Source organism: Guptibacillus hwajinpoensis (assembly GCF_001039475.1).
Lineage (GTDB): Bacteria > Bacillota > Bacilli > Bacillales > Guptibacillaceae > Guptibacillus > Guptibacillus hwajinpoensis.
This window is the reverse complement of the sequence record NZ_LELK01000004.1, coordinates 360,043-374,305: the sequence shown is the minus strand read 5'-3', so window position 1 is coordinate 374,305 and position 14,263 is coordinate 360,043. Positions and strand designations below refer to the sequence as shown.

Sequence of the window (14,263 nt, the reverse complement as noted above, 5' to 3'; positions counted from 1 at the left end):
TATGAAATTTGTACACGTATTAGGCTCTATCGTTCTTGCGGCATGCTTTTATTTATTCATCCTAGAAGACAGTGCTTCTGCTTTAATGGATACGGGGTCAAATGGATCAGAAGTTGAACACATGCAGTCGATTTTGGAGAAGTTAGATTACTTCCATACAACGCCAACAGGCTATTATGGATCCATCACGAAGGAAGCTGTCCGAGATTTCCAAGTCGATTTCGGGCTCAGAGCAGATGGTATAGCGGGAACGAATACGCTGAACATGCTAAGCAATCTTGAAATGATGGCTCACACTGTACATGGCGAGTCGCGTGGTGAAACATACGAAGGAAAAGTTGCGGTAGCGGCCGTTATTTTAAATCGCGTCCAGTCTACTTCATTTCCTAGTAGTACATACGGCGTAATCTATCAGCAAAATGCCTTCACGGCTCTAAATGATGGACAGTTCTGGCTCACGCCGGATCCTTCTTCTTATCAAGCAGCTAAGGATGCTTACTTCGGATGGGACCCGTCCGGTGGGGCAACGTATTACTACAATCCAAGTGGCGTAACGGACGAGTGGATTTACTCTCGTGATGTGATTAAGACGATCGGGAAGCATGTTTATGCAAGGTAAGCTCTAAAGAAAGCCGCAAAGTCCGCCTCAGGCGGACTTTGCGGCTTTCTTGTTTGTGAGGGGGGTCAGGCACGTGCCTGACCCCCTTTTTATTTTTCGCTTTCTTCTTCTATTTCTACTTCGATCTGATAAAAGTGTGAACCTGCCTCATCTTTCACCTGCTCATGAACAGCTTCATCATACGCAACAATAAAACAAGTCGAAGGTCCTGCAGATTTATGAAGGTCGAGATCCACCGTCACCATTTCCTCTTCAATGTGTACAGAGGAGGATACAAGCTGATTCAATTCATAAAGAATCCCCTTTGATCCTACAGGAATAACACCTCGAACTCCTTCTTGCTCACACATCCATCTGAATAATAAGAGCGGTGCAATGACAGATTCCTGACTAACGACTTCTTCCCCAACTAGCGGCTCACCAATAACAGCAAATTTCAACTCGCCGATACGAATATCCGCTAGCTCATTCGTTTCCTTCTTCCCAATCACAACAACCCCAAGCGCTGACTGAAGCAACGGCATATTTGTTTCCGAACTACCTGTGATCGTTGTGTCGCTTAATCCGATCTCCCGTATTCCACGCTCAACTCCGCTTACTAGTGTCGCCCATTCTGAATCACCGCAAAAGTTATGCATGACAACGGAAGAGGGGGTAGCTCCAAGTGACAGGCACTCCATTACAGCGACCCTGAACGAATAGTAGGAAACAAGATCATACGGAACTTGGACAATATCGTGCTCTTTACGTCCAATCCCACCGCTGTTATCGCTCGCAATAACAAGATACTGATCTCCTAAAGGAATAACTGTCGCATCTCTCATGAATTCACCACCCCTTTTTTCTCAACTATCATCGCGAGGCGTGGGATTAACACGATCCCTAGACCAAGGTTAAGAAGAGAACCGACAACAAGGACTGGTACTAGAGCCACATAAAATCCACTTCCAAGTATAAAAAGGAACGGCAGTGGTGCTACGAAAGCATTTCCTACCAAGAATGAGACCGTAGCCAACTTTCGTTTATTATTCTTATACAGATTTCCGAAGAGCCAAACGAGCGCTGCCATTTCTGCTGCGATTAACAAGTGGAGCGGGCCAAGTGGCAAGCCAACGAGTAAGGCTGATAAAAGATGTCCGAAGCTTGCGATCAGCGCTCCGCTTCTACTTCCGAGCAGAACGGCTGCAACGAGGGCTGGGAACACGTCGAGGGCAACGCTTCCAACGATAGCGGGTATTTTAATGAAAGCTCCTATGACTGACAAAGCAATGAATATGGCAAGGATGCTTGCCCGTTTTCCATTCATTGCTTACTCTCCTTTACGCTTCCCACCGCGAAATACTTTCGCGCTTCTTGCGTATTCTACGTCATTTACGTTCAGACGGAAGTTGATGACTCTGGCAAGAGCGAAGAAGTAATCGGATAGTCTGTTCAAGTATTTCATTGGAACAGGTGGTAGATTCTCCGCTTCCTTTGCTAGTTTCACAACATGGCGCTCAGCGCGACGGGTAATCGTGCGGGCGATATGGATGGTAGCAGACGGTTTGCTTCCACCTGGAAGGATGAAGCGCTCGAGGGCTGGTGCTTCTTCAATGTATTCATCGATGCGTCCTTCAAGGTACGTAATCGATTCTTCCATTAGTTTGTCTTCACGTTTCGGTGAGACGTTCGCTAAGTCCCCACCGCAATCGAACAGCTCATGCTGAATTTTTTCTAAATCTTCTACTATGTCACTGAATTTCTCCTCAGCCAATTCACTCAGTTCAACGATTGCTTGTCCGACAAACCCATTCACTTCATCGACCGTTCCGTAAGCTTCCACTCTCACATCGTCTTTATCAACTCGTCCACCGATGATGCTTGTTTTTCCTTCGTCCCCAGTACGTGTATAGATTCTCATTTCTTTTCCTCCTTATTTTAGCTGTTGATTCAGGCCATACCAGATCACATCAACGCGGTCTGCAACAGCAGTTAGATCTTGATAAGCCCATCCTGTCAGGTCACGCCAGTCTCGATCTTCTTTTTCCATTGGCACAATTCCTTTTGATAGATCCGTACCAATGATCACAACGGTTCGTTCCTCTCGCTCGTTTTCCCATGCATGCCAGATGCTGAGCAACGATTGCCATATTTCTCGACATTCTAAAAGGTCCGCGTCCGAGGTTAGCTCTTTGATCCAGTGCTCAACACCTTCAAAGACGACTACATCTCCATAAAGGCGACGATCATCAAGGGGAATCTTTTTCTCATTGAATCCAGATTTCCAGCAGTGGTTCTCCGTTATTCCATAGAACGTTTTCACCCATTTGGCTTTGCCGTTATAGGCACCTCCCGTAACGAAATGCATCGTGCATCACTCCTCCATTCGCTCCGTTTCCATTCGAGCGAAACGCCTGTGCCGTGTTGAACGTGCCATTCCCAGAACGAACGCTCTATAGGTGCGTACTTCGATAACAAATAGCGAATAACGCCACCGTGCGTCACGATCGCTGCACTCCGATTTGGCGTTTGCTTGACCTGATCGATGACGGAATCGAACGCTTTATCAACACGTCCCCCAAATTCTTTGAAACTCTCTCCACCAGGAGGGGAAACGGTTAGAGGGTCGGATATCCACCTTCGATAGTGATCGTCATGCTCAAGGTCGGCATACGCCTTTCCTTCCCATTCGCCAAAGTGCATTTCTCGAAAAGCATCATTCTTCTTCTTTCCCTTGGATGGAAATAGGTGTTCTGCTGTTTCCGTACACCGGTCGAGATCACTCATCCAAATAAGAGCGTAGTCATCCTCATCTACTTCTGGAAACGTTGCTTCTTCACTCAAGTGAGAGTTCGTCCACCCGATATAAGCACCGCGCCGATTGTCTTCTGTTACCCCATGACGAAATAATGTAATAACCACACGATCATCCACAGCACGACCTCCGTTCCTTCCACACTAGCTCCAAGCAAATCACCCGTCACACCGCCAAACCAGCGAATGATTTTCCTTTTCATAAACCATGCTACAACCACCGTCACTCCGCACAGCAGAATGATAAGCATACTTCCAACGGTTGAACTAAAGAGCGTTGCGAAGATGATTAGCCCAACATAAACGAGATAGATCCATAGAGAAGACCTTGGCATTTTATTCTGAAAAAAGTAAGCGAGACCTTCCTGTTTTGCCGGCTCGATTGTTATGAGAAACAACCCCATCACACTTTTACTTAAAAAGGGGATGATAGCGATTAATAGATACGTCATCATCTCCGCTTGTCCGGCAATTTCATAGAGAAAGAGAAACCTCGCGCTAAGCAACACAGTGACTGACAGTACACCGAACGCTCCTGTTCGCGGATCCTTCATAATGTCTAGCCGCTTCTCAATATTTTGATAAGAAAAGAACGCATCGCTCGCATCGATCCAGCCGTCAAGGTGAATGCCACCTGTTATGATCATCAGAAATAGCCAGAGAATAAACGCGACGGCGAGCGTGCTAAACGGCGTCCATTCAATCAGCGAATAGAGAAGCGCTGACGAGAGAATGCCCTGGAGAAGCCCAAGCAGCGGAAAGGATTGGACCGAACGCTTGAGTTGCGCCTGCTCCATCGGAATCTCACGGTGAACGGGAAAAACTGTGAAGAATTGTAGGTTGATGAGAAATCCCTGCCACCAGCTCATTCGTGATCACGCTGGAAAAGAAATTCTTTGATCAGCTCCCAATTCAGGTGCGGCTTCAGCTGATTCGCGAGATTTTCGTAGATTTGCTCTTTCATTTGAGAGCGATTGACTTGTTTTTGGTGCATAAGTCCTTTTCGCGTACGAAGGCGGTTCAGCCACATTGTCCGCCATTCATCATTGTGAAAAAGATGATGCACATACGTTCCGATCACTCGACCGTCTTGGCTGTAGTACCCTTCCGCGCGACCGTCATTCAATTGAAGAAAGGGCTTTTCAGCTGGAAGTTCGAAAACCGTTTCTCCTAAATGAATCTCGTACCCTTCCATTTCGCACTCTACGTTTGTAGCTGGATGTAGCTTTCCGCTCACTCGAATGGTCGTTTTCCTACTGTGAAAGGATGTTGTCGCCGGTATCATTCCGACACCTTCAATTGATGTACCGGGCTTGCCTGTGTCTGATCCGTACTCATCAACGAGCGTATCCGTCAGCATTTGATAGCCACCACAAATGCCGATAACGCTTCCTTCATATTCGCGTAAATAATCGCCAAAGCCTCGTTCGTTCAGCCAGTTCAAATCGCGAATCGTGCTTTTCGTTCCTGGAATGATGATCGCATCGGGGTTCCCAAGGTCACGGACGTGCTGAACCCAGCGTATCGTGACATCTTCTTCAAGAAACGCCTCCAGGTCACTATAATTTGATAGATAAGGAAGCTGAATCGCAGCGATATCAATCATGCCTTTCTGGCTTGAAAAGCGATCGGTTATGGAGAGAGAATCCTCCCCTTCCACTCTGTGCTCGACGTAAGGAAGAACACCTACTACTGGAATCCCGGTTCGCTCTTCCATCCACGTAATCCCGTCTTCAAAAAGCTCCGGATCGCCGCGGAATTTGTTAATGATGATTCCTTTAACGCGCTCACGCTCATCAGGTTCTAGTAACTCAAGCGTCCCAATAACGCTTGCAAACACGCCGCCGCGGTCAATGTCTGCCACAAGAAGAACGGGTACATCGGCCATTTCAGCTACCTTCATGTTCACAAGCTCGCGATCTTTGAGATTCACCTCGACTGGACTGCCAGCCCCTTCCATGACAATCACGTTGTAAGTGTCATTCAGGTGACTGAGGGCACGCTGAATGCTTTCGATGCCCATGTGATAGTAGGAATCGCGGTAGTCTTTTCCGGAAAGCGTACGGTAGGATGTTCCAAACTGAATCACCTCAGCATGCTGATCAGACCTCGGTTTAAGCAAGATGGGATTCATCCAAACGCTCGCTTCCGTTCTCGCCGCTTCTGCCTGCGCGCCCTGTGCTCTACCAATTTCCTTCCCTTCCATCGTCACGTACGAATTGTTGGACATGTTCTGAGATTTAAAAGGAGCAACAGCGTAGCCTTCGTTTGCGAGCAGGCGACAAAACGCGGTCACGATTAGGCTTTTCCCAACGTCTGAAGCCGTGCCTTGAATCATGATTCCATTCATTCCATCACCTCTCCTTTCATTAATCGTGGTATTCCATTCTCTACGAGATAAGCTTCATTTGATTGCTCAACGATCCACTGATGAAGCTCACCAAGTAAGCGCGCGTAGACCTGGACAAGATCTGTTTTCAACGGTTCGTGCCCTAGTTCGTTGCTAACGATGATGAGTGTGGCACACCTTTTACCGATCGAAGCGAGATCGCTTTTTATCGACTGCATGACCTTTTCCTGAAAGGCTTGATCTGACCAATCACCGGTTTTGAAGAGTTCATTTGAAAGTAGCGTTGTTAAACAATCAAGGAGCACAACCCCGTTCGGGCTCAGGTGAGGTGCGACATTCCCTATCGCAGTCGGGCATTCGAACGTTTCCCACTCAATAGGTGCCTCCGCTCGCTGCCGTTTGTGATGGGCGATTCGTTCTCTCATTTCCGAATCGCTCGGTTCACCACAGGCAATATAGTGTAGGAATTGACCTCCGCTTCCAGCTATTGTCGTTGCCCGCTTTTCCGCAAAGCGACTTTTACCGCTTCTAACACCACCGCTAATAAAAATCACCTTCGCCATTTGCCTAAAACCTCCATCAGAGTTCGGTTCTCATCCTTTGTTCGAATGGCGAACCTAAGCCATCTTCCTTCGAGTCCCGGGAAGTTTTCGGTGTGTCTTGGAACGATTCCATTGGTCATGAGAAAGCGAAGCAGTGGCGTTTGATCGTCTAAATTCAGATCCTTTAAAAGGTAAAAGTTCACGCTTGATGTAGAATGTATGTAGTTGTTTTCCTTGAAAAATTGATGCAGCTTTCTTCGTTCTTTTTCAATCAGTTCACACGTTTTCGTCATATGATCCTCTTGATCAATGCACAGTTCGCCTGCTATTAATGCGAGTGCGTTCACGCTCCAATGTGGTTGTAGTGCTTTGATGGAGCTGATGATACCTGAGTGCGCAATCATGTAGCCGAGACGCAAACCTGGTATCGCATACATTTTCGTAAGTGAACGTAGGATGATGAGCTTTGAAAAGGTAGGTATCGCTTGCGCATAAGTTGCATCATCCGAAAGAAAATCGACAAACGCTTCGTCAAGAATGAGAAAGCAGTTGCGTTTCTCTGATTCTCTTAAAAGTGCCATCATGGAATCCCGCTCGTAGACGACGCCAGTCGGGTTGTTCGGCGTGCAGAGAAAGATCGCGTCGAGGTGATCCATTTTTTCGATAAGGTGCTCAGGATCAAGCTGCCATTCTCCATCTTTCAACGTGTGATCGATGAGGTCGCATCCGGCGCTTCGGCAAGCCGCCTCATATTCTGAGAAAGCAGGTTGCACGATGCACACACGCCCCCCTGCTAGAAACCGTCCTATCAACGTGATTAATTCGGCTCCTCCGTTTCCGACGAGAAGCTGATTTTCTTCTACATGACATTGCGTTGCTAGTTTACTCGTTAACGATGAAGCGTTCGGATCTGGGTACGTTGTGATTAACTCGTACGCTTCTGTCCATTTTTCCTGAAGTGCAGGAGGTGGTCCGAATGGATTCAGATTTGCGCTGAAATCGATGAATTGCTCCGGCTGAGATAGGTTAAGAGATTCATATAAATAGTGAGGGTTAGAGCCATGTGAAGGTAGCGCCAAGGATGAGACCTCCTATCCATAGTGTGATGAGAAATATTAGTGAAGCACGATGCATGATTGTGATGGACTTTGGGATATGTATCGCGCTGAGCTTTGTAATCGAATCACCCATACGAGCTCGATTTGACACTACACCTTTATATGTATTGATGCCACCAAGCTGAATGCCTAGAAGCGCTGCCGTTGCTGCTTCTCCCCAGCCACTGTTTGGGCTTGGATGTTGGTGGGCATCTCGAAATAGAATGTGCCATGCGTGTTTAGTTGAATGGTGATCAGGCTTTTGGAATAGCATCATACAAAACCCGGTAAGTCTGCTTGGAATCCAGTTCACAAGATCATCGAGTCTCGCAGATACCATGCCAAATTTTTCATATTGCTCATCGCGGTAGCCAACCATCGAATCGCACGTATTGATGGCACGGTAAGCCATCGCGGCTGTGCTTCCCCCCATCAATGCCCAAAAAAGAGGTGCGGTAATGCCGTCGCTTGTGTTTTCAGCGACCGTTTCGACTGCCCCTCTCACAATTTCGCTTTCTTCTAAATGCTCGGTGTCACGTCCGACGATATACGAGAGATTCACTCGTGCTTCGCTTAGCTCGCCTTTTTGTAGTGGCTCGTACACATTGAGAGCTGCTGTGCGAAGGCTTTTCTGTGAAATGGTCGTAGCGATTAGGACGGCTTCAAAGAGAACGCCAATCAGGGAAGAAAGAGAATAGGCGAGATACACACTGAAACCCGTTGCGCCGATCACAATAGCGAGAACGGTTAGCGTCATCCCGCCTCCCTTCAACTTGCGATGCGAGCCTTGGTTCCATCGCTTATCGAAAAATGAAATGAGTGATCCCATCCATTTGACCGGATGCGGCCATTTTGGCGGATCGCCGATGATGCGATCGAGCACAAAAGCGATGCTGATCGCGATCAGGTGGTTCGTGATCATACCGATACCCTTGCTCTATATTTCTGAAGCGCTTCTGTCGTACACGTGTAAACGCCTTGACTGATGAGTTTGCCTAACGTTGTAATCGTCCCGGCATACGGGAGATGCTTTCCTCTTTGAGTAGCGGCGATTAGAATGCTGTCAGTTGATGTGCCTGTTGCAGATGATCCTGTAACAGCGTCTTTCACATCCTGATCCTGCATCACTTTTACCTTCGCTTCAGTTGCGGTCATGATGCTTTGGATGAACGCTTCATCCGTTAATGTTCCATTGACGAAAACCCACGTGTTAATGGTGCCTGGTTGAGGTTCATAGATGTGCTCTCTACTTCTGGAAGCATCAACGGCGTTTCCAACACCAGCGGTTACAACGATAAAGACAGAAACCCCTTCTTCTTCGATCAGTTTGTAAGCTACATCTTCAAGCCTAACCGCTGTCATCATGCCTACTGTTTCAGTAGGATCGATCATGTGGCCTTTTAAATACTCCAACATTTCCTCACGATGATTCGAGCAGTTGTAGCTTTTATCAACATGGCGATTAACGAATGTCGTATACCAGCCTGTCCCAGATCCGACGACGCCTGATGACATTGTGCGAAGTGGGAATGGCGAGCGAAGCGTAATTCGTTCATCCGATCGATCCAGGTAACGCTCATCAATGATTAGTCCGCTCAAATCCTCCGCCTGCTTCTCTGGTAAAAGGAGCATTTGCGGTTTTGGCACGGTTGGGTGCGGATGCTTCTCGATCGTTGTGCGATACACCGTTTGAATGCGCTCCTCGTTTAGCACCTCGTTCGGCTTGTTGTGAAGATTGATCTTGCCGTTCTCAAGAAGAAGCAGACTATCGCAGTAAAGGCCAGCAAGGTTCAGATCATGAAAAATCGAAATCACCGTGAGCCCCGTCTCGCGGGTCCATTTTTTCAGTAAATCAAGCAGTTCTTTCTGATAAGAGAGGTCAAGATGGTTCGTCGGTTCATCAAGCAACAGAATCTCCGGCTCCTGCGCGAGTGCCTGCGCAAGAAAAACGCGCTGGCGCTCACCGCCTGATAACTCGTTCACGTAGTGATCCTGAAACTGAGCGATTCCGGTTTGCTCCATCGTCTTCTGCACGACGGTTTCGTCATGCTCACTCCACATTTGGAACCAGCCGGTGTGATGCGCATAGCGACCGAGCGAGACGGTTTCTTTGACGGTATACGGAAAGGCCTGTTCAGCATGCTGTGGCAGGACGGCGAGCACTTTCGCTAGCTGTTTCGCAGAGTAACTCGCGATCGTCTTTTCTTTTAGTAGAATCTCTCCTGCTTGCGCCTTTAGAATGCCGCTAACCATTTTGAAGATGGTCGTCTTTCCGCTTCCGTTCGGCCCCACGATTCCGAGGAGCTCTCCTTTTTCCACATTAAATGAAAGATCATGGAGTACGTCATGACCTGGATATCCTCCTGTTACGTGATTCACGCTTAGCATACTTATCCTCTTCTTTCCTTACGTCTTCGAATTAAAATGATCGCAAACACCGGTGCTCCGATTAATGATGTGATGACGCCGATCGGAAGCTCAGTTGGTGAAATGATCGTTCTTGAAATCAGGTCTGCCACGATGAGAAAAGCAGCCCCGAGTAGTATCGATAGCGGCAGTAAATGCCTGTGATCCGGTCCCCATAATAGCCGGGTAAGGTGTGGGATGACGAGGCCGACGAAGCCGATCGTTCCAGAAACCGCGACGGCCGCTCCTGTTAAAATGGAGCCTCCGATTAAGATCCATAGTTTTCGTCGTGCGACGTTCACGCCAATGTGCTGAGCGCGTTCTTCGCCAAACGACATCGCGTTCAGTTCCTTGCTACTGAATAGCAATATGGCAGTTCCGATGATGAAAAACGGAATGATAATCGCGATATACTCCCATCCCCGCATTGAGACGCTTCCGAGTAGCCAGCCGATAATTTGGCGTAGCTCCTCTCCCGTTAGCGCGATCATGAGGGAGAGCAGTGAGCCAAGGAATGAGCTGAATACGATACCTGTTAGAATGATAGTCTCCACTCGCATCGATCGTTCAATTTGTCTCGCAAAGAATAGCACGAGAAAAATCGTAAGGATTGATGCGGCGATGCTCATGATTGGCAGAGTGAAAATCCCGATGAACGGGAGCGATAGGTTAAAAAATAAGACGAGCACCGCTCCTACTGAAGCACCGGATGACACCCCGAGCACGTACGGGTCTGCCAATGGATTACGCAGGAGACCTTGAAAGGCCGCTCCCGCTATCGCGAGAGAGGCACCAACAAGTCCTGCCAGGATCACACGCGGCAGGCGGATGTCCATCACAATTGTTGTGTACATTGAATCAATTGTTCCCATTCCAGGGAGATGCAAGACTTCTGCCCCGATTAATTGAAGGATGGTGAGCACTGGGACAGAAACCGTTCCGATGGAAATGCCGAGTAGCATGGCTGCTATGAGCAATGCTGTTGCGATGACATAAGCGATCAGGCGATTATTCCGCAAAAACATCCGGGTAAACCGCTTTTGCAAGTTCCTCTACTCCTTCAACAAGACGAGGACCAGAACGTGTGACAAGATCAGAGTGAACGTCGACTACTTGCTTTTCTTTGACTGCCGTTACATCCTGCCATCCATCTCGGCTCATCACTTGTTCAACTGGTTTTTCTGTGTAGTAACCGTAGGTTGTCACGATCACGTCAGGATTCGCTTCGATAATCGCTTCCTGATCGACTTTTGGCCAGCCCTCTTCGTCGTGCGTTACGTTTTTCGCATGAATCATCGTTAGCATGTCATCCATGAACGTGTTTTTACCTGGCGAATAGATTTCTGGTGCAGGAGATACTTCGACAAAGACGTTCTTCTGCTCATCTTCACTAATCGCTTCTGCTTTTGTTTTCACTTCATCAAGCTTCTTCTCCATGTCTCTGATCGTTGTTTCTGCCGCTTCCATTTCACCGGTTGCTTGTCCGATCATTTCCATAGAGTTGTACACTTCATCAAAGCTTGTTGCGTCATTTACAACAACGACTTTTATACCCGCATCGCGAAGCTGTTGAAGTCCTGCTTCTGAGTTATGTGCGCTTGAGCCATGCGCTAGCACAAGGTCAGGCTCCAGGGAGATGATTTTCTCAAGGTTGAATTCCATCCCGCCAACTTTTTCGATATCAGCCGTTTCTTCGGGGTAGTTCGCGAAGTCCGACACGCCAACGACTTCTTCACCTGCACCGAGTGCAAAAAGAATTTCTGTGTTACTTGGAATTAGAGAGACGATTCTCTCAGGATCATTTTCGATCGTCACTTCCTGATCAAGCGCGTCAGTGATTGTGACTGGGAAAGCGCTATCTTCTGTATTCTCAGCCTGTTCTGTATTTGTATTTCCTTCATTCGTATTGTTCTGCGCTTCATTTGATCCACATCCGGCCATGATTCCTGTAACGAGTAGTAGTAAGACGAGTAATGAATAGAGCTTTTTCATGTGTGTTTCTCCTCCTGTTTTTAGAAAAACCCAACTTGGTGCCAGATGGCAGTAGTCTTCGTTTTCTTATGCTTTACTCCTCCGAAAGGGATTTTTCATTTTGGCTTTATTCTTATGAATTGTTGATTTGAAAAAGGTTTTGGTAAAAAACCACACTTAGCTGATTGGAGCGGAAGGATGCTCACCGCCCGCCCCGCGGAAAGCGAGCATCCTGGAGCGAAAATTAACCACTTTTCAGCAACAATATCTACGGAAATTGCCTTCAATAAAACAAAAAATCCCCACGCACGAGCATGGAGATGGCCGAATGGAAGTAGAGGTTGTTGAGTTGAAAAAGTATACACCAACACCTGAATCCGTTCGCACATCCCTATCCTCGTAGGTTGTTCGTGCTTGTGATTCAGGCAGGTCTCCTGGCTCATGGTTAACGCGCGCTGCTCCTTCCCATTCGCTGAGCGAACAGTGGATTTTGCAGCTTACGACCATTTACAGTGGCGGGACCGCGCTGGATTTACACCAGCTTCCCTTTTAAGTCTTCATCGTGAAGACACCTGGATCGAGTGATATGTAATTGCAGTTTTTATTATACACGATTGGAGTGGAAAGTGGGAAGGGGGTCTGGGAAGGGGGTCAGACAGGGGTCAGACCCCACAAGACCTTTTTACTATCTTCTCTTCGTCAGAAAGTACAAAAACCATACAGAGTGATTTTGTTCATCAGCAGCTGCTCGTTTGAACGTTTCTTTAATGTATGGATCCTGTGTTTGATCTGCAATATCTAGATAGAAATCGACTGTCTCTTGTTCATCTCTAAAGGCGAAATCAATAGCAGCTCTATAGTCATCAGGGCATTCCTCTGTCACCTGAGGTGAAGACGGTTGACCTGTGAGCTGGGTGTAAATGGTTTGGAAAGCTTGAAGGTGCATTTTCTCATCTTTTCTAATTTCCTTAATTTGCTTTCGCTCGGCTTCATTTGGTGCGAGCCTAGCGAGTTTCTTATAACACTGAACAGCACTGTATTCACCGTTGATTGCGGTGGCAATATCCTCTACAAGCGTGCGGTAATACGGATACATGATCTCTCTCCTTCTGAACACGTGATAGCACAGTGTATGATGGATGCCTATGTTTTGGTGAATGGAAAGGGCGGGGGGTCAGACAGGGGTCAGACCCCGTTCGTTATATAGCACATCCTCTAACCCCCATTTTCTCCTTTCGCCCGCTCTTCTCCCCTCACCCGCTCATATGCTAATAGCAATAATTACCTTATGTAGAAAGGAGAACGACTCAGTGATTGAACCACATGGAGGACTACTCATTAACCGAATAGCGGAAGACACTGAAAGGAAATCCCTATTAGAAAAAGCAGCTTGGTCACCGTCTATCACCTTAACTTCCTGGAGCTTATCTGATCTTTACCTGATTGCGACGGGGGCATTCAGTCCATTAACGGGCTTTATGAAACAAGCGGATTACGTGAATGTGCTTAAAGAAATGAGGCTCGAAAACGGGACAATCTGGAGCTTGCCTATTACACTTTCTGTTTCTAAAGAAATGGTCGAAACGCTCTCTCCTGGTGATACCGTCTCTCTAAAGGGTGAAGATGGAAAGATCTATGGATTACTTCAAGTTGAAGAGATGTATGAATATAGCAAGAAAGCTGAAGCGTTTTTTGTTTATGGGACGGTTGATCCCGATCATCCTGGCGTTCAGAAAACGCTAGAAAAGGAAGATTATAATCTCGCAGGTCCGATTACGCTCCTCACTCATCCTGAAAAGCTTCGTGAGAATTTCCAAACGCCGGCTGAGCTAAGGACAACTTTCGAAGAGCTCGGTTGGAAGTCAATTGTCGCCTTTCAAACACGAAACCCGATTCATCGCGCACATGAGTATCTTCAGAAAACGGCGCTTGAGATCGTGGATGGTCTCTTGATTCACCCGCTCGTTGGCGATACGAAGAAAGATGACATTCCTGCTCCAATTAGAATGAAGAGCTACGACGTTCTTTTGAAAAATTACTACCCGAAGGACCGTGTTATGCTGTCTGTTTTTCCAGCTGCAATGCGATACGCCGGTCCGCGTGAAGCTGTTTTTCATAGCCTTGTGCGCAAAAATTTTGGCTGCACTCATTTTATTGTTGGAAGAGACCATGCCGGGGTTGGCGATTACTACGGAACTTATGATGCTCAGAAGATTTTTGAACAATTCTCAAAAGAAGAGCTTGGCATCGAGATACTGGCGTTCGAGCATGCCTTTTACTGCATTACATGTGCGAGCATGGCGACGGCGAAAACGTGTCCGCACGAAGCGAATTTCCATATCCATTTAAGTGGCACGAAGGTTCGTGAGATGTTGAAGAATGGACAAATCCCTCCGAAAGAATTTTCGCGACCTGAAGTGATTGAGGTATTAATGGATGAAATGAATCGTACTAATGAAGAAAAATAACTGGCGATGGAGCATCT

General features: G+C 47.3%; 16 protein-coding genes and 1 riboswitch. Of the genes, 2 read left to right on the top strand and 14 right to left on the bottom strand.

Going from position 1 to position 14,263, the window contains the following annotated elements:
• Position 1 precedes the first annotated feature (1 nt).
• Positions 2 to 619 (top strand): cell wall hydrolase, encoded by a 618-nt coding sequence (locus AB986_RS12305; RefSeq protein WP_048311435.1) that lies wholly within the window; start codon positions 2 to 4, stop codon positions 617 to 619.
• 89 nt (positions 620 to 708) lie between these two features.
• Here the strand turns inward: AB986_RS12305 and AB986_RS12300 are convergent, their stop codons facing one another.
• The 14 genes from AB986_RS12300 to AB986_RS12230 form a co-directional block, all read right to left on the bottom strand.
• On the bottom strand, positions 709 to 1,443 hold the full coding sequence (locus AB986_RS12300; RefSeq protein ID WP_048311434.1) for a hypothetical protein: 735 nt from the start codon (positions 1,441 to 1,443) through the stop codon (positions 709 to 711).
• Positions 1,440 to 1,925, bottom strand: a complete 486-nt coding sequence (locus AB986_RS12295; RefSeq protein ID WP_048311433.1) for an ECF transporter S component — start codon at positions 1,923 to 1,925, stop codon at positions 1,440 to 1,442. Before AB986_RS12295 ends, AB986_RS12300 begins: the two co-directional genes overlap by 4 nt.
• Positions 1,926 to 1,928: 3 nt before the next feature.
• Positions 1,929 to 2,519: a cob(I)yrinic acid a,c-diamide adenosyltransferase gene (locus tag AB986_RS12290; RefSeq protein ID WP_048311432.1), complete on the bottom strand. Its 591-nt coding sequence runs from the start codon at positions 2,517 to 2,519 to the stop codon at positions 1,929 to 1,931.
• A gap of 12 nt (positions 2,520 to 2,531) precedes the next feature.
• Complete coding sequence (locus tag AB986_RS12285; protein WP_048311431.1) at positions 2,532 to 2,966, bottom strand: bifunctional adenosylcobinamide kinase/adenosylcobinamide-phosphate guanylyltransferase; 435 nt, start codon at positions 2,964 to 2,966, stop codon at positions 2,532 to 2,534.
• Entirely contained in the window at positions 2,918 to 3,532 is a 615-nt protein-coding gene (locus tag AB986_RS12280) for a histidine phosphatase family protein (protein WP_048311430.1), read from the bottom strand. The genes AB986_RS12285 and AB986_RS12280 overlap by 49 nt, the downstream gene beginning before the upstream one ends.
• A complete protein-coding gene (gene cobS / locus AB986_RS12275) occupies positions 3,490 to 4,281 on the bottom strand; it encodes an adenosylcobinamide-GDP ribazoletransferase (protein ID WP_048311429.1) in 792 nt (263 codons plus the stop codon). Before cobS ends, AB986_RS12280 begins: the two co-directional genes overlap by 43 nt.
• Complete coding sequence (locus AB986_RS12270) at positions 4,278 to 5,762, bottom strand: cobyric acid synthase (protein ID WP_048311428.1); 1,485 nt, start codon at positions 5,760 to 5,762, stop codon at positions 4,278 to 4,280. Before AB986_RS12270 ends, cobS begins: the two co-directional genes overlap by 4 nt.
• On the bottom strand, positions 5,759 to 6,325 hold the full coding sequence (locus AB986_RS12265; RefSeq protein ID WP_048311427.1) for a bifunctional adenosylcobinamide kinase/adenosylcobinamide-phosphate guanylyltransferase: 567 nt from the start codon (positions 6,323 to 6,325) through the stop codon (positions 5,759 to 5,761). The genes AB986_RS12270 and AB986_RS12265 overlap by 4 nt, the downstream gene beginning before the upstream one ends.
• Positions 6,313 to 7,383: a threonine-phosphate decarboxylase CobD gene (cobD, locus tag AB986_RS12260; protein WP_048311426.1), complete on the bottom strand. Its 1,071-nt coding sequence runs from the start codon at positions 7,381 to 7,383 to the stop codon at positions 6,313 to 6,315. The genes AB986_RS12265 and cobD overlap by 13 nt, the downstream gene beginning before the upstream one ends.
• The gene (gene cbiB, locus AB986_RS12255) at positions 7,358 to 8,323 is read right to left on the bottom strand and encodes an adenosylcobinamide-phosphate synthase CbiB (protein ID WP_048311425.1); all 966 of its coding nucleotides are present in this window, start codon (positions 8,321 to 8,323) and stop codon (positions 7,358 to 7,360) included. Before cbiB ends, cobD begins: the two co-directional genes overlap by 26 nt.
• Positions 8,320 to 9,789, bottom strand: a complete 1,470-nt coding sequence (locus AB986_RS12250; RefSeq protein WP_048311424.1) for an adenosylcobinamide amidohydrolase — start codon at positions 9,787 to 9,789, stop codon at positions 8,320 to 8,322. The genes cbiB and AB986_RS12250 overlap by 4 nt, the downstream gene beginning before the upstream one ends.
• A 2-nt stretch (positions 9,790 to 9,791) precedes the next feature.
• Complete coding sequence (locus AB986_RS12245; protein WP_407921921.1) at positions 9,792 to 10,832, bottom strand: FecCD family ABC transporter permease; 1,041 nt, start codon at positions 10,830 to 10,832, stop codon at positions 9,792 to 9,794.
• Positions 10,816 to 11,799, bottom strand: a complete 984-nt coding sequence (locus AB986_RS12240; protein ID WP_048311422.1) for an ABC transporter substrate-binding protein — start codon at positions 11,797 to 11,799, stop codon at positions 10,816 to 10,818. Before AB986_RS12240 ends, AB986_RS12245 begins: the two co-directional genes overlap by 17 nt.
• A gap of 386 nt (positions 11,800 to 12,185) precedes the next feature.
• Positions 12,186 to 12,369: riboswitch (cobalamin riboswitch) on the bottom strand.
• Positions 12,370 to 12,463: 94 nt separating this feature from the next.
• Positions 12,464 to 12,874, bottom strand: a complete 411-nt coding sequence (locus tag AB986_RS12230; protein WP_048311420.1) for a ferritin family protein — start codon at positions 12,872 to 12,874, stop codon at positions 12,464 to 12,466.
• A 169-nt stretch (positions 12,875 to 13,043) separates the two neighbouring features.
• On the opposite strand from AB986_RS12230, the gene sat reads away from it, so the two are divergent.
• Positions 13,044 to 14,246, top strand: a complete 1,203-nt coding sequence (gene sat / locus AB986_RS12225) for a sulfate adenylyltransferase (protein ID WP_048312840.1) — start codon at positions 13,044 to 13,046, stop codon at positions 14,244 to 14,246.
• The last annotated feature ends 17 nt before the right edge of the window (positions 14,247 to 14,263 follow it).

What these genes read in the sequence shown, in the direction of transcription:
- AB986_RS12305 (WP_048311435.1), top strand. Translation starts at nt 2, where the DNA reads ATGAAATTTGTACACGTATTAGGCTCTATCGTTCTTGCGGCATGCTTT.
- AB986_RS12250 (WP_048311424.1), bottom strand. Translation starts at nt 9,789, where the DNA reads ATGCTAAGCGTGAATCACGTAACAGGAGGATATCCAGGTCATGACGTA.
- AB986_RS12240 (WP_048311422.1), bottom strand. Translation starts at nt 11,799, where the DNA reads ATGAAAAAGCTCTATTCATTACTCGTCTTACTACTACTCGTTACAGGA.
- AB986_RS12270 (WP_048311428.1), bottom strand. Translation starts at nt 5,762, where the DNA reads ATGAATGGAATCATGATTCAAGGCACGGCTTCAGACGTTGGGAAAAGC.
- AB986_RS12245 (WP_407921921.1), bottom strand. Translation starts at nt 10,832, where the DNA reads ATGTTTTTGCGGAATAATCGCCTGATCGCTTATGTCATCGCAACAGCA.
- cbiB (WP_048311425.1), bottom strand. Translation starts at nt 8,323, where the DNA reads ATGATCACGAACCACCTGATCGCGATCAGCATCGCTTTTGTGCTCGAT.
- sat (WP_048312840.1), top strand. Translation starts at nt 13,044, where the DNA reads ATGCTAATAGCAATAATTACCTTATGTAGAAAGGAGAACGACTCAGTG.
- AB986_RS12285 (WP_048311431.1), bottom strand. Translation starts at nt 2,966, where the DNA reads ATGCATTTCGTTACGGGAGGTGCCTATAACGGCAAAGCCAAATGGGTG.
- AB986_RS12265 (WP_048311427.1), bottom strand. Translation starts at nt 6,325, where the DNA reads ATGGCGAAGGTGATTTTTATTAGCGGTGGTGTTAGAAGCGGTAAAAGT.
- AB986_RS12230 (WP_048311420.1), bottom strand. Translation starts at nt 12,874, where the DNA reads ATGTATCCGTATTACCGCACGCTTGTAGAGGATATTGCCACCGCAATC.
- AB986_RS12290 (WP_048311432.1), bottom strand. Translation starts at nt 2,519, where the DNA reads ATGAGAATCTATACACGTACTGGGGACGAAGGAAAAACAAGCATCATC.
- cobS (WP_048311429.1), bottom strand. Translation starts at nt 4,281, where the DNA reads ATGAGCTGGTGGCAGGGATTTCTCATCAACCTACAATTCTTCACAGTT.
- AB986_RS12295 (WP_048311433.1), bottom strand. Translation starts at nt 1,925, where the DNA reads ATGAATGGAAAACGGGCAAGCATCCTTGCCATATTCATTGCTTTGTCA.
- AB986_RS12300 (WP_048311434.1), bottom strand. Translation starts at nt 1,443, where the DNA reads ATGAGAGATGCGACAGTTATTCCTTTAGGAGATCAGTATCTTGTTATT.